Origin of the sequence: Amycolatopsis melonis (genome assembly GCF_040064235.1) — a bacterium.
Lineage (GTDB): Bacteria > Actinomycetota > Actinomycetes > Mycobacteriales > Pseudonocardiaceae > Amycolatopsis > Amycolatopsis melonis.
In genome coordinates, this window is sequence record NZ_JBDZYD010000019.1 from 113,325 (window position 1) to 128,199 (window position 14,875).

1 protein-coding gene is annotated in these 14,875 nt (G+C 74.8%); it reads right to left on the reverse strand.

Features of this window, described 5'->3' with window-relative positions:
• Position 1 precedes the first annotated feature (1 nt).
• Positions 2 to 14,875 (reverse strand): SDR family NAD(P)-dependent oxidoreductase, encoded by a 14,874-nt coding sequence (locus ABJI51_RS40180; RefSeq protein ID WP_348956418.1) that lies wholly within the window; start codon positions 14,873 to 14,875, stop codon positions 2 to 4.

Genomic DNA, 14,875 nt, shown 5'->3' on the forward strand with positions numbered 1-14,875 from the left:
GTCAGGGGAGGTCGAGCGCCAGGGAGACGAGGTCGTCCACGTCCATGGCGTCGATCGGGTCTTCTTCGGGGGCGGCCGCTTCCGGTTCGGCCAGGCGCAGCAACGCGTCGAGCAGCCCGGCCGCGCGCAGGCGTTCCACCGGGATGGCCGCGAGCACCGCGGCCAGGTCCGGCTCGGCCGGTTCGACGTGCAGCTCGGCTTCCAGGTGCGTGGCGAGCGCGGCGGCGTCCGGGTAGCTGAACACCAGCGTGGCCGGCAGCCGCAGACCGGTTTCGGCGCCGATCCGGTTGCGCAGCTCGACCGCGGTGAGCGAGTCGAAGCCGAGGTCGCGGAACGCGAGCCGGGCCGGGACGGCATCCGGGTCGGCGTGCCCGAGCACGGCCGCCGCCTGGGCGCGGACGAACCCGACGAGCAGCGCGTGCCGCTCGGCTTCGGGCACCGCGGCCAGGCGTTCCCGCAGCTGCGCCGGCGCGGCCGCGCGGGACGGGGCCCGCACGAGACCCCGCAGCAGCGCCGGGACGTCGCCCGCCGCCGTGAGGTCGAGCCGCATCGGGACCAACGTCGCCGAGCCGTCCGCGCGGGCCGCGTCGAACAGCGCCAGGCCGTCCTCAGTGGACAGTGCGGTGACACCGCCGCGGCGGTCGCCGTCGCCCATGCCGTCGGCCCAGAGGCCCCAGGCGAGGGACTGCGCCGGCATCCCGGCCGCACGGCGGTGTGCGGCGAGCGCGTCGAGGAAGGTGTTCGCCGCCGCGTAGTTGGCCTGGCCCGGCGTGCCGAGCGTGCCCGCGGCCGAGGAGAACAGGACGAACTCCTCGACGTCGGCGGCCAGCTCGTGCAGGTGCCAGGCGGCGTCGGCCTTGGCCCGCAGGACGGACTCGATCTGCTGCGGCGTCAGGGTTTCCACGACGCCGTCGGCGAGGACACCGGCGGCGTGCACGACCGCGGTGACCGGGTGCCGGGCGAGCAGCGCGGCCACGGCGTCCCGGTCGGCGAGGTCGGCCGCGGCGAGCGTGACGTCCGCGCCGAGTTCCCGCAGCTCAGCGGCCAGTTCCGGCGCCCCGGGCGCCGCTTCCCCGCGACGGCTCACCAGCACCAGGTGCTCGGCGCCCTGAGCCGCCAGGTGCCGGGCGACGGCCGCGCCGAGGGCCCCGGTCCCGCCGGTGACCAGCACGGTGCCGGACGTCTTGGGGACCTCGCGATCGCCGACGCGGACCCGCGCCATCCGCGGCACCAGGAGGTGGCCGTCGCGGAGCGCGGCCTGGGGTTCGTCGGTCGGCACCGGGACCGCGGCCGAGCTGTCCAGGTCGAGGAGGGCGAACCGGTCCGGGTGCTCGGCCTGCGCAGAGCGCAGCAGGCCCCACACGGCCGCGGCGGCGAGATCCGGGACGGCTTCGCCGGGCCGGGCCGCGACCGCACCACGCGTCACGACGACCAGCCGCGGCCCGTCCCCGGCCACCCACTCCTGGACGGTGGCCAGCACGCCGGTGACGGTCTCCCGCACGGCGTCCGGAACCGGGCCGGGCACTCGTGGCACCGGGAGGAAGGCAACCTCGGCCGGGCGGTCTTCCGCAAGTTCTCGTGAGTGGTAATTAGGGTTAGAACCCGAATTACCACTCACGACCCCGGCCGCCTCCAGAGCCGCGACCAGGTCCGGGTCGTCGCCGAGCACCGTGCAGCGCGTGTACGGCGCCTCCGTGACCTCGGCCGGGACCCAGTCGACGCGGAACAGCGCGTCCCGCACCCCCAGCCCTTCGGCCGAGAACGGCCGCAGTGCCAGCGCGTCCACGACACCCACGGGCGCGCCCGTGCCGTCGGCCAGCGCGAGCGCGAAGCCGTCCGGCACCGGCGTCAGCCGGACCCGCAGGCTCGTCGCGCCCCTTGCCGTCAGGTGGACGCCGGTCCACGCGAACGGCAGCTTCGCCGTGCCGTCGCCCTGCAACGCGGCCGTGTGCAGGGCCGCGTCGAACAACGCCGGGTGCAGCAGGAATCCGGAGTGGACCTCGGGCAGCCAGACCTCGGCGAACAGTTCCTCACCGCGCGTCCACGCGGCCCGCAGCCCCTGGAACGCCGGGCCGTAGCCGAACCCGGCTTCGGCGAAGCGCGGGTACACCTCGTCCACCGCAACGGGTTCGGCGTCCGCGGGCGGCCACTCGGTCAGCGCCACCACGGGCTTCGCGCCCGCGGCCACCGTGCCGGTGGCGTGCCGCGTCCACGGCTCGGTGTCGTCCCGGCGGGCGTGAATCCGCACCGGGCGTTCCCCCGCTTCCGGCGCGCCGACGCTGACCTGCAGCTGAACGCCCTGGTCCGGCACGACGAGCGGCGCCTCCAGGGTCAGCTCGGTGACGACGTCGCAGCCGGCCTCGGCCGCGGTCCGCAGCACCAGCTCCAGCAACGCCGTCCCGGGCAGCAGCGTGGTCCCGCCGACGGTGTGGTCGGCCAGCCACGGGTGCGTCCGCGGCGACAGCCGGGCCGTGCCGAGGACGCCGTCCTCGCCTGCCAGCGGGATGAGCGCCGCGAGCAGCGGATGCCCGGTGGTCGTGCCGTCCGTGGCAGGCGGGGCCGCCAGCCAGAACCGTTCCCGCTGGAAGGCGTACGACGGCAGGTCGACGTGCCCGCCGCCGTCGAACCCGGCGGCCCAGTCGACGTCGCGGCCCCGGACGTACAGCCGGGCCAGCGCGGTGAGCAGGGTTTCCGCTTCCTGCCGGTCCGCACGCAGTGCCGGGACGGCCTCGCCGTCGCCGACCATCGCGGTCAGGACGCCGTCGGGTCCCAGCTCCAGGTAGTCCGTGACGCCCTGGGCCCGCAGGGTCTCCAGGCCGTCGTGGAACCGGACCGGTTCGCGGACCTGACGCACCCAGTGCGCCGCGGTCCCGGGGTCACCGTCCTCCACTGTGGACACGATTTCGATGGCGGAGTCACCGAACGTCAGGCCTTCGACGACCGCGCGGAACTCGTCGAGCATCGGTTCCATCAGCGCGGAGTGGAAGGCGTGGCTGGTGTTGAGCCGCTTGGTCTTCGCGAACCCCGCCGCGAAGGCGGTGACCGCGTCGGCGTCGCCGGAGAGCACCACCGAGTCCGGCCCGTTGACCGCGGCCAGCGACACACCCTCGGGCAACGGCAGAACGTCCACTTCGGACGCTTGGACGGCGACCATCGCGCCACCCTCGGGCAGGGCTTGCATGAGCCGCCCGCGTGCCGTGACCAACGCGGCCGCGTCTTCCAGGCTCAGCACCCCGGCGACGTGCGCGGCCGCGATCTCGCCGACCGAGTGTCCCAGCACGACGTCCGGCCGGACACCCCACGCGTCCAGCAGCCGGAACAGCGCGACCTCCAGCGCGAAGATCGCCTGCTGAGCGAACTCCGTGGCATCCAGTTCGGACTGTCCTTCGAAGACGACCTCGCGCAGCCGCGGGTCCAGGTGCGCGCACACGGCGTCGAACGCCGCCGCGTAGACCGGGAACGTTTCGTACAGCTCGCGGCCCATCCCCGGCCGCTGGGAACCCTGGCCGGTGAAGAGGAACGCGGTCCGCCCGGGCGTCACCGCGCCGGTGACGACGCCGGGTTCACCCCGGCCGAGCGCGGCCAGCCCGGCCGGGACGTCGCCGACGACGACGGCGCGGTGGGCGTGCTGCGGCCGCGTCGTGACCAGCGCACGGGCGACCGCCGGAAGCGATTCGCCGGGTTGGGCGGCCAGGTGGGCCCGCAGCCGCGCCGCCTGGGCGCGCAGCGCGGACGGCGACTTGGCGGTGAGCACCACGGGCGGGCACGGGTGCGTGGCCACGGCTTCCGCGGGCGCCGGAACGGCTTCGAGGATGACGTGGGCGTTGGTGCCGCTGATCCCGAACGACGACACGGCGGCGCGGCGGGCCCGGCCGCCGTCCGGCCAGGCGAGCGGCTCGGTGAGCAGCCGGACGTCCCCGGCGGTCCAGTCGACGTGCGGGGTCGGCTCGTCGACGTGCAACGTCTTCGGCAGCACGCCGTGGCGCAGTGCCTGGACCATCTTGATCACCCCGGCGACGCCCGCGGCGGCCTGCGTGTGCCCGAGGTTGGACTTGATCGACCCCAGCCACAGCGGCGTTTCCCGGTCCTGCCCGTAGGTGGCGAGCACGGCCTGCGCCTCGATCGGGTCGCCGAGTTTCGTGCCGGTGCCGTGCGCTTCGACGACGTCCACATCGGACGGTGTCAGGCCCGCGGCCCCCAGCGCTGCGCGGATCACGCGTTGCTGCGACGGCCCGTTGGGCGCGGTCAGGCCGTTGGACGCGCCGTCGGAGTTGACCGCCGAACCACGGACCACGGCCAGGATACGGTGGCCGTTGCGCTGGGCGTCCGACAGCCGTTCCAGGACGAGGACGCCGACGCCCTCGGACCAGCCGGTGCCGTCGGCGGCCGCCGCGAACGGCTTGCAGCGGCCGTCGGGAGCCAGACCGCGCTGCCTGCTGAACTCGACGAACGTCGCCGGAGTCGCCATGACCGTGACACCACCGGCGAGCGCGAGCGAACACTCGCCCTGGCGCAGCGCCTGGGCGGCCAGATGCAGGGTGACCAGCGACGACGAGCACGCAGTGTCCACAGTGACCGCCGGGCCTTCGAGGCCGAAGGAGTAGGCGACGCGTCCGGAAAGGACACTGCCGGAGTTGCCGATGCCGACGAATCCCTCGACGCCTTCTGGCACCGTGGTCAGCCGCGCACCGTAGTCGTGGTACATCTGGCCCGCGAACACGCCGGTGCGGCTGCCGCGCAGCGTCCCAGGGTCGATCCCGGCGCTTTCGAACGCCTCCCACGACGTCTCCAGCAGCAGCCGCTGCTGCGGGTCCATGGCCAGCGCCTCGCGCGGGCTGATCCCGAAGAACGCCGCGTCGAATTCCGCTGCGTCGTAAAGGAAACCGCCCTCGCGGGTGTAGGTCGTGCCGGTGTTTCCGGGGTCGGGGTCGTAGCCGACGTCCCAGCCGCGGTCGGCCGGGAACTCGCCGATGCCGTCCCGGCCGTCGAGGACCAGCCGCCAGAGGTCGTCGGGCGAGGTGATCCCGCCCGGGTACCGGCAGCTCATGCCGACGATCGCGATCGGCTCATCGACGGCTTTCGCGATCTCCACGGCGGTTTCGGCGCGGTCGCCGGACAGCTCGGCCTCGAGGTGCGCGGCGAGCGCGGCGGGCGTGGCGTAGTCGAAGACGACGGTCGCCGCGAGCCGCAGCCCGGTGACGGTGTCGAGCCGGTTGCGCAGCTCGACCGCGGTCAGCGAGTCGAAACCGAGGTCGGAGAACGCCTGCCCGGGTTCGACCGCGGCGGCGGAGGAGTGCCCGAGCACGGCCGCGGACTCCTCGCGGACGAGGTCGAGCAGGTTCTCCGTGCGCCGCGCCTTCCGGATCGGCGCCCGGACCAGGCCGCGCAGGATGGGCGGAAGGTGCTCGCCCTGGGCACGCAGGCCGGCGTGGTCGAGCAGCACCGGCCACAGGACGGGCTCGGCGTGCGCGAGGGCGGCGTCGAACAGGTCGAGTCCGGTGGCGGTGTCGGTCGGGCGCAGGCCGGTGCGTTCGATGCGCCGCCGTTCGGCCGCGCCGAGCCCGGCGGCCATGCCGCCGTCGAGCCACGGTCCCCAGGCGAGCGACCGGGCGGGCTGCCCGTGCGCGACGCGGTGGGCGGCGAGGGCGTCGAGATAGGCGTTCGCGGCGGCGTACCCGGCCTGCCCGGCGCTGCCGAAGCCCCCGGCGACCGAGGAGAACAGCACGAGCGGCGTGTCCGGCAGGAGTTCGTGCAGGCACCGGGCAGCGTCGGCCTTCGGCCCGAGCACGGCGGCGAGGCGCTGCGGGGTCTGGTCGGCGAGCAGGCCGTCGTCGAGAACCCCGGCAGCGTGCACGACCGAGGTGACGGAGTGCTCGGCGAGCAGCGCGGCGACCGCGTCCCGATCGCCGACGTCACAGGCGGCGACGGTGACGCGGGTGCCGTTCCCGGTCAGCTCGGCGACGAGATCCTGGGCGCCCGGAGCGTCCAGTCCGCGTCGCGAGGTGAGTACGAGGTGCCGGTCGGGGGTGGCCAGCCGCCGCGCGACGGCCGCGCCGAGGGCGCCGGTGCCGCCGGTGATCAGGACGGTCCCGTCCAGGGTCAGGGGCGCACCCACGTCGGTGGCGCGGCCAAGCCGCGGAACGAGAACCCGGCCGCCCCGGACGGCGGCTTCGGGCTCGTCGGGCAGGGCGGGAAGCTCGTCGCCGGGCCCGAGATCGGCAAGGACGAACCGGCCGGGGTGCTCCTGCTGCGCGGTCCGCAGCAGGCCTCGCGCCGCGGCGGCGGCGAGGTCGGTGACGTCCTCACCGGGCCGCGTGGCCACGGCCCCGCGGGTGACGACGACCAGCCGGGAGCCGGTGTCCTCGGCGAGCCAGGCGTGCACCAGCCGAAGCGCCCTGGCGACGGCTTCGCGCAGCTCACAGGGCTCCCACTCGACTGCGACGACCGCGGGCCCCGAGCGCCCCAAGGTGGCCTTGGGTGCGCTCAGCGCACCCAAGGCGGCCTTCGGTGCATCCGGCGCACCCAGCGCGGCGTTCGGTGCGTCCAACGCACCCAATGCCACATTGGGGCGCTCTTGCCCGGCCGAGCCGGAGCCCGGAGCCTGGCCGGTGAGGTCCGCCAGTGCCCTGAAGGTGGCCTCCAGAGGCGTTTCGCTCGCCGGGACCCAGTCCAGGCGGTAGAGCGCGTGCGTCGGCGTCACCTGAGCCGCCGAAACCGGGCGCAGTGCCAGCGAACGCACGCTCGCCACGGCCCGGCCCGCCGCGTCAGCCAAGGTCAGGGCCACCGCGTCCGGGCCCGCCGGGGTCAGGCGGACCCGCAGCGACGATGCTCCCGGCGTCGTCAGGGAAACGCCCGTCCACGTGAACGGCAGGTGCGGGCCCTCGACGAAACCGCCGAGGCCGACTCCGTGCAACGCCGCGTCGAGCAGGGCCGGGTGCAGGCCGTAGCCCGCCGCCTCCGGTGCGTGGTCCGCGGGCAGGGCGACCTCGGCGAACACCGCCGCTCCCTGGCGCCAGGCCGCCTGCAGGCCCTGGAATGCCGGTCCGTAGCCGAAACCCTGCTCGGCCGCGCGGTCGTACAGGTCCTCCACCGGCACCGCGACCGCTCCCGCGGGCGGCCACTCCGTCAGGTCCTCCGCCGGTGCGGCGACCGAACCGACCGTGCCGGACGCGTGCAGTGTCCAACCGTCCCCATAGGACGAATGGATCGTCACCGGGCGGACGGTTCCGTCGAGCGGGCCGACCGTCACACGCAGGGCGGCTTCGCCGTCCAGCACCAGCGGCGCGCCGAGCGTCAGCTCCTCGACGACCGGGCAGCCCAGCTCGGCGCCCGCGCGCAGCGCCAGTTCCGCGAACGCCGCACCCGGCAGCAGCACCGTCCCGAGGACCTCGTGCTCGGCCAGCCACGGCGCCGTCCGCGCCGACAGCGCCGCGGTGAACACCGTGCCCGCCCCTGGCAGCTCGACTGCCGCTCCCAGCAGCGGGTGACCGGGCGCGGACTGCCCGAGTGCCGTCACGTCGCCCGCCGCCGGGCCGGCGTCGAGCCAGTAACGGCTGTGCTCGAACGCGTAGGCAGGCAGGTCGACCGGCGCCGACGGCCGGAAGACGTCCGCCCAGCGCGGCGAAACCCCGCGTACGTGCAGGCGGGCCACCGCGGTCAGCACCGCCGGGACCTCGGGACGGCCCGCGCGCAGCAGCGGCACGGCCCCGTCGACCAGCGCGGCCAGGACGGCGTCCGGGCCGATCTCGACGAACTCCGTGCAGCCCTGCTCACGCAGCCGGGTGACGGCGTCGGCGAACCGGACCGGCTCGCGCACCTGCCGCACCCAGTACTCCGGCGACAGCTCCCGCGATTCGTCCACAGTGGACACGAACGGCACTGCCGGTGACGCGCAGGCGAGACCGTCCAAAGCCGCGGCGAACGAGCCCAGCATCGGGTCCATCAACGCGGAGTGGAACGCGTGGCTGGTGTTGAGCCGCTTGGTCTTCGCGAACTTCGCGGCCACCGCCTCGACGGCCTCGGCGACACCGGACAGCACCACCGAGTCCGGCCCGTTGACCGCCGCGATCGACACGCCCTCCGGCAGCGGCAGGACGTCCTCTTCGGACGCCTGCACCGCGATCATCACCCCACCGGACGGCAGGGCCTGCATCAACCGGCCTCGCGCCTTGACCAGCGCGGCCGCGTCTTCGAGCGTGAGGATCCCGGCGGCGTGCGCGGCCGCGATCTCGCCGACCGAGTGCCCGGCCACGGCGCCGGGCCGGAGGCCCCACGACGCCAGCAGCCGGACCAGCGCCACCTCGACCGCGAAGATCTCCTGCTGCGCAAATTCGGTCTCCGCCGACCCCGACAGCTCCTTGACCCGCGGGTCCAGGTACCGGCACACCTCGTCGAAGGCCGCCGCGTAGGCCGGGAACGTCTCGTACAGCTCGCGACCCATCCCGGCCCGCTGTGAACCCTGCCCGGTGAACAGAAACGCGACCTTGCCACCCGCAGCCTGTCCGATGTGGACACCGAGCGCGGCCGAATCCGAGGCGATCGCGGACAGCCCGCGCAGCAACTCGTCCCGGTCGGTGCCGACGACGGCCGCCCGGTGGTCCAGGGCGGCGCGTCCGGTGGCCAGCGTCCGGGCCACAGCTTCGATCGGCTCGTCCGGCGCCGCCTCCAGCAGACGCCTCGCCTGCTCCCGCAACGCCGATTCACTCCGTGCCGAGAGCACCCACGGCACCGCGCTCCCCGAGCGCTCCAAGGCCACATTGGGGCGCTCGGGCTCCTCCAAGATCACGTGAGCGTTCGTCCCGCTGATCCCGAACGAGGACACCCCGGCCCGGCGCACCCGCGAACCGGCAGGCCACGGAACGGCCGAGGTCAGCAGCCGGACGTCGCCGGACGTCCAGTCGACGTGCGGGGTCGGCTCGTCGACGTGCAACGTCCGGGGCAGCTGCTCATGCCGCATTGCCTGCACCATCTTGATCACCCCGGCGACGCCCGCGGCCGCCTGCGTGTGCCCGAGGTTCGACTTGATCGACCCCAGCCACAGCGGCTCGGCCCGGTCCTGCCCGTAGGTCGCCAGCACGGCCTGCGCCTCGATCGGGTCACCGAGCCGCGTGCCGGTGCCGTGCGCCTCGACCGCGTCCACATCGGACGTCGAGAGCCCCGCGTTCGCCAGCGCGGACCGGATCACCCGCTGCTGCGACGGCCCGTTCGGCGCCGTGAGGCCGTTGGACGCGCCGTCGGAGTTGACCGCCGACCCGCGCACCACCGCCAGCACGCGATGCCCGTTGCGGCGGGCGTCCGACAGGCGCTCCAGGACGAGGACGCCGACGCCCTCGCCCCAGCCGGTGCCGTCGGCCGCGGCGGCGAACGACTTGCAGCGGCCGTCGGCCGCCAGGCCGCGCTGGCGCGAGAACTCGACGAACGTCGCCGGGGTCGCCATCACCGTCACGCCGCCGGCCAGCGCCAGCGAGCACTCGCCGGACCGCAACGCCTGCGCCGCCAGGTGCAACGCCACCAGCGACGACGAACACGCAGTGTCCACTGTGACCGCCGGGCCCTCCAGCCCGAACGAGTACGCGATCCGTCCGGAAAGGACACTGCCGGAGTTGCCGATGCCGAGGAACCCCTCGACGTCGGACGGCGCGGTGGTCAGGCGGGCGCCGTAGTCGTGGTACATCAGGCCCGCGAAGACGCCGGTCCGGCTGCCCCGCAGGGAGTCCGGCGCGATGCCCGCGTGCTCGAACGCCTCCCAGGACGACTCCAGCAGCAGCCGCTGCTGCGGGTCCATCGCGAGTGCCTCACGCGGGCTGATCCCGAACAGCGCCGCGTCGAACTCCGCCGCGTCGTAGAGGAAGCCGCCTTCGCGGGTGTAGGTCGTGCCCGCGTGCGCGGGGTCCGGGTCATAGCCCACGGTCCAGCCGCGGTCGGTCGGGAACTCGCCGATGCCGTCACGGCCATCCGCGACCAGCCGCCACAGGTCTTCGGGCGAGGCGATCCCGCCCGGGTAGCGGCAGCTCATGCCGACGATCGCGATCGGCTCGTCGGCCGCGACGACGGCCGCTGAGACCTCGGACACCGACGTGCCCAGCAGCTCGGCGCCGAGGTACGCGGCCAGCGCGTCCGCGCCGGGGTGGTCGAAGACCAGCGTCGACGGCAGCCGCAGCCCGGTCGCCTCGGCGAGCCGGTTGCGCAGCTCGACCGCGGTCAGCGAGTCGAACCCGAGGTCGCTGAACGCCTTCGTCGCGTCGACGCGCGCGCCCGGCTGGTGGCCGAGGACGGCCGCGGCTTCGGTCCGAACCAGCTCCAGCAGCAGTTCCTCCCGCTCGGCCGCGGGGACGGCGGCGAGCCGCTCGCCCAGCGACGACACCGGCCGGGCCCGCCGGGCCGGGGTCCGCACCAGGCCGCGCAGCAACGCCGGCACCGGGCCGGACCGGAAGGCGGCGAGGTCGAGCTGGACGGGCAGGGTCAGGGCCCGGTCGGCCGCCAGCGCCGCGTCGAACAGCGCGAGACCATCCTCAATGGACATTCCGGACGTGGCCATGCCGGTTTCCCAGGCGCCCCAGGCCAACGACGTGGCGGGCAGCCCGAGGGACCGGCGGTGCGCCGCCAGTGCGTCCAAAGTGGAGTTCGCCGCGGCATAGTTCGCCTGCCCGGCAGCACCGAAGACACCGGCGACCGAGGAGAACAGCACGAGATGGGCGTCCGGGGCGAGTTCGTGCAGCAGCCACGCGGCGTCCACTTTGGGCCGCAGCACGGCGGCGAGCCGCTCAGGGGTCAGCGCGGAAAGCACGCCGTCGTCGAGGACGCCGGCCGTGTGCACCACCGCATCGAGGCCGGGCAGCGAAGCCAGCAGCTCCGCGACGGCGTCGCGATCGGTGAAGTCGCAGGTCACAACCTCGATGCCGAGGTCGGCGAGCGCGGCCGCACCCGGGGCGGCCGGACCGCGGCGACCGGCGACGACGACGCGTCCGGCGCCCCGGTCCCGCAGGTGCCGGGCGAGGGCGGACCCGAGCGCGCCGGTGCCCCCGGTGACGAGGACGGTGTCCCAGGCCGGCGCCGCCGCGGCCGGGGCGGTGGCCCGGGCCAGGCGCGGCACGAAGACGCGGCCGTCGCGGACGGCGAACTGCGGCTCCCCCGCCGGGAACCGTGCCGGCGATGAGGCGGCGTCGACCAGTACGAACTGGTCCGGGTGCTCGGCCTGGGCGGAGCGCACGAGCCCCCACACGGCGGCACCGGCGAGGTCGGTCACGTCGTCCTCGACCGGGACCGCGCCACGGGTCACGACGACGAGACGCTCGTCGGGCTCGTGCGGCGCGGCAAGCCAGTCCTGCAGCGCGGCGAGCACCCGGGTGGTCGCGGCGTGGACCGCGGCGGGGTCCGTGCCGCCGTCCACGGTCAGGAACACCGGCCGGACGTCCTCGGCCGTCCCGCCGGGCGGCAGCTGCGGCCAGTCGACGGCGAACAGCGACTGCCGCGGCACGGCGACCGGCCGCACGGTCAGCGCTTCGACCGTCGCGACCAGCTGCCCGGCGTCGTCGGTGGCGGTGAGGGTGATCGTGTCCGGGCCGGTCGCCGAGAGCCGGACGCGCAGGGCCGACCGGCCGCGCGCGGGCACGGTCACGCCGGTCCAGCTGAACGGCACCCGGCCCGCGCCGGTGTCCGGCAGGACGCCGAGCGCCATCGCGTGCAGCGCGCTGTCGAGCAGCGCGGGGTGCAGGGCGAACTTCCCGGCGTCGTCCCCGGGCAGCGTGACCTCGGCGAAGACGTCGTCGCCGCGGCGCCAGGCCGCGCGCAGACCCTGGAACGCCGGGCCGTAGGCGAACCCGCGGTCGCCGAAGCGGGCGTAGAGGTCGTCGACGTCGACGGGTTCGGCGCCGGCGGGCGGCCACTCGGCCGGGCCCGCGGCGGGCCGGGTTCCGGTGGACAGCGTGCCGGTCGCGTGCCGGGTCCAGGGCTCGTCGAACGCCGAGCCCGCCGGGCGCGAGTAGATGCGCAGGGTGCGGGCGGGGTCGACGCTGAGCTGGATCTCGGCGCCGCCGTCCGGGAGGGTCAGCGGCGCTTCGAGGGTCAGCTCGTCGATGCGGTCGCAGCCGGCCTGCTCGGCCGCGCGCAGCGCCAGCTCGACGAACGCCGTGCCGGGCACCAGCGTCGAGCCGAGCACGACATGGTCGGTGAGCCACGGGTGCGAGCGCGGTGAAAGGACGCCGGTGCAAAGGAAACCGTCGCCGTCGGCCAGCGCCAGTGCGGCGCCCAGCAGCGGGTGGTCGGGGCGGGTGAGCCCCGCAGCGGAGACGTCGCCGGCCGCGGCGGGCGCGGCCAGCCAGAACCGCTCGTGCTCGAACGGGTAGTGCGGCAACGGAAGCCGCCGGGTGCCGCCGAAGAACGCCGGCCAGTCGACGGCCGTGCCGCGGACGTGCAGAGTCGCGAGCCCGCGGATCAGCGTGGCGGGCTCGGACCGGTCGGCCCGCAGCAGCGGGACGGCACCGTCGGTGAGCGGGGCCAGCACGGCGGCCGGGCCCAGTTCGGCGAACACCGTGACGCCCTGGGCACGCAGCCGCTCGACACCGTCGTGGAAGCGGACCGGTTCCCGCACCTGGCGGACCCAGTAACCCGCGTCCCAGGCTGCGTCGTCCTCCACAGTGGACACGCTCGGGATCGCCGGAGTGGCATAAGAAAGCCCGTCCAGGACCGCTCGGAACTCCGCGAGCATCGGGTACATCAGGGCCGAGTGGAACGCGTGGCTCGTGTTGAGGCGCTTGGTCTTCGCGAACTTCGCCGCCACCGCCTCGACCGCTTCGGCGACCCCGGACAGCACCACCGAGTCCGGGCCGTTCACCGCGGCCAGCGACACACCCTCCGGCAGCGGCAGAACGTCCTCTTCGGACGCCTGCACCGCGATCATGGCACCGCCTTCCGGCAGGGCCTGCATCAACCTGCCACGGGCCGCGACCAGTGCGCACGCGTCTTCGAGCGTGAGGACGCCGGCGACGTGCGCGGCCGCGATCTCGCCGACCGAGTGGCCGAGCAGGAAGTCCGGCCGCACCCCCCAGGATTCGAGCAGCCGGTAGAGGGCGACTTCGAGCGCGAAGATGCCCTGCTGGGCCAGCTCGGTGTCCGGCGAGCCGGACAGTTCCTTCACCCGCGGGTCGAGGTGCGCGCACACCGCGTCGAAGGCCGCCGCGTAGGCCGGGAACGTCTCGTACAGCTCGCGGCCCATCCCGGCCCGCTGCGAACCCTGGCCGGAGAACAGGAACGCGGTCTTGCCGCCGGGCTCGCCCTGGATGACGTCGAACTCGCGCAACGCCGTCCGCAGCATGTCGCCGGAGTCGGCGACCACGACGGCACGGTGCTCCAGACCACCCCGGGTGGCCAGCGCAGCACCCAGCTCCAGCAGATCGGCATCCACAGTGGACAACTGGAACGCCTGCTCCCGCAGTGCTTCCGCCGTCCGGGCGGACAGCAGGACCGGCGTGACCGGCAGGGGATTCAGCGCGGCCGGTTCGGGCGCCGGGGCCTGTTCCAGGATCACGTGGGCGTTGGTGCCGCTCATCCCGAACGACGACACGCCCGCGCGGCGCGGCCGCCCGGTCTCCGGCCACGGCGTCGTCTCGGTGAGCAGCCGGACGTTGCCTGCGGTCCAGTCGACGTGCGGGGTCGGCTCGTCGACGTGCAGGGTCTTCGGCAGGACGCCGTGGCGCAGCGCCTGGATCATCTTGATCACGCCGCCGACACCGGCGGCGGACTGGGCGTGCCCGATGTTCGACTTCAGCGACCCGAGCCACAGCGGCTGCTGCCGGTCGCGGCCGTAGGTCGCGAGGACGGCCTGCGCCTCGATCGGGTCGCCGAGGCGGGTGCCGGTGCCGTGTGCCTCGACGGCGTCCACATCGGACGGGGCGAGCCGGGCCCCGGCCAGCGCGTCGCGGATCACCCGCTGCTGCGACGGACCGTTCGGCGCGGTCAGGCCGCTGCTCGCGCCGTCCTGGTTGACCGCGGAGCCGCGGACGACGGCGAGCACTTCGTGCCCGTTGCGGCGGGCGTCGGACAGCCGTTCCAGCATCAGCAGGCCGACGCCTTCGGCCCAGCCGGTGCCGTCCGCGGCCGCGGCGAAGGACTTGCAGCGCCCGTCCGCGGCCAGCCCGCGCTGGCGGCTGAACTCGACGAACAGCGTCGGCGAGGCCAGCACCATGACGCCGCCGGCGAGCGCAAGCGAGCACTCGCCCGCGCGCAGCGCCTGCGCGGCCAGGTGCAGCGCGACCAGCGACGACGAGCACGCCGTGTCGATCGTGACGGCCGGGCCCTCCAGCCCGAACTGGTAGGCGAGGCGGCCGGAGATGACGCTGCCCGCGTTGCCCGTCAGCAGGTGGCCTTCGAGGCCTTCGGGTGCCGTGGCCCAGCCGGTTCCGTAGCCGGAGGAGGACGCGCCGACGAACACGCCGGTCCGGCCGCCGCGCAGGCTCGCCGGGTCGATGCCGGCGTCCTCGAACAACGTCCACGCCGATTCCAGCAGCAGCCGCTGCTGCGGATCCATGGCCAGCGCGGCGCGCGGCGAGATGCCGAAGAAGCCCGCGTCGAAGCCCGCGACGTCGTCGAGGAATCCGCCCGCAGCCGCGTGACTGCCGCCGCGACCGTCCGGATCGGACAGTGCGGCCAGGTCCCAGCCGCGGTCGGCCGGGAACGGCGTGACGGCGTCGCGGCCGTCCCGCACCAGCTCCCACAGGTCGTCGGGCGAGGCGACGCCGCCGGGGTACCGGCAGCTCATGCCGACGACGGCGATCGGCTCGGGTTCGCCGGACTCGACCTCCTGCAGGCGCGTGCGCGTCTGCTGCAGCTCGGCGGTCACCCGCCGGAGGTATTCGACCAGCCGGTCCTCGTTGGACAC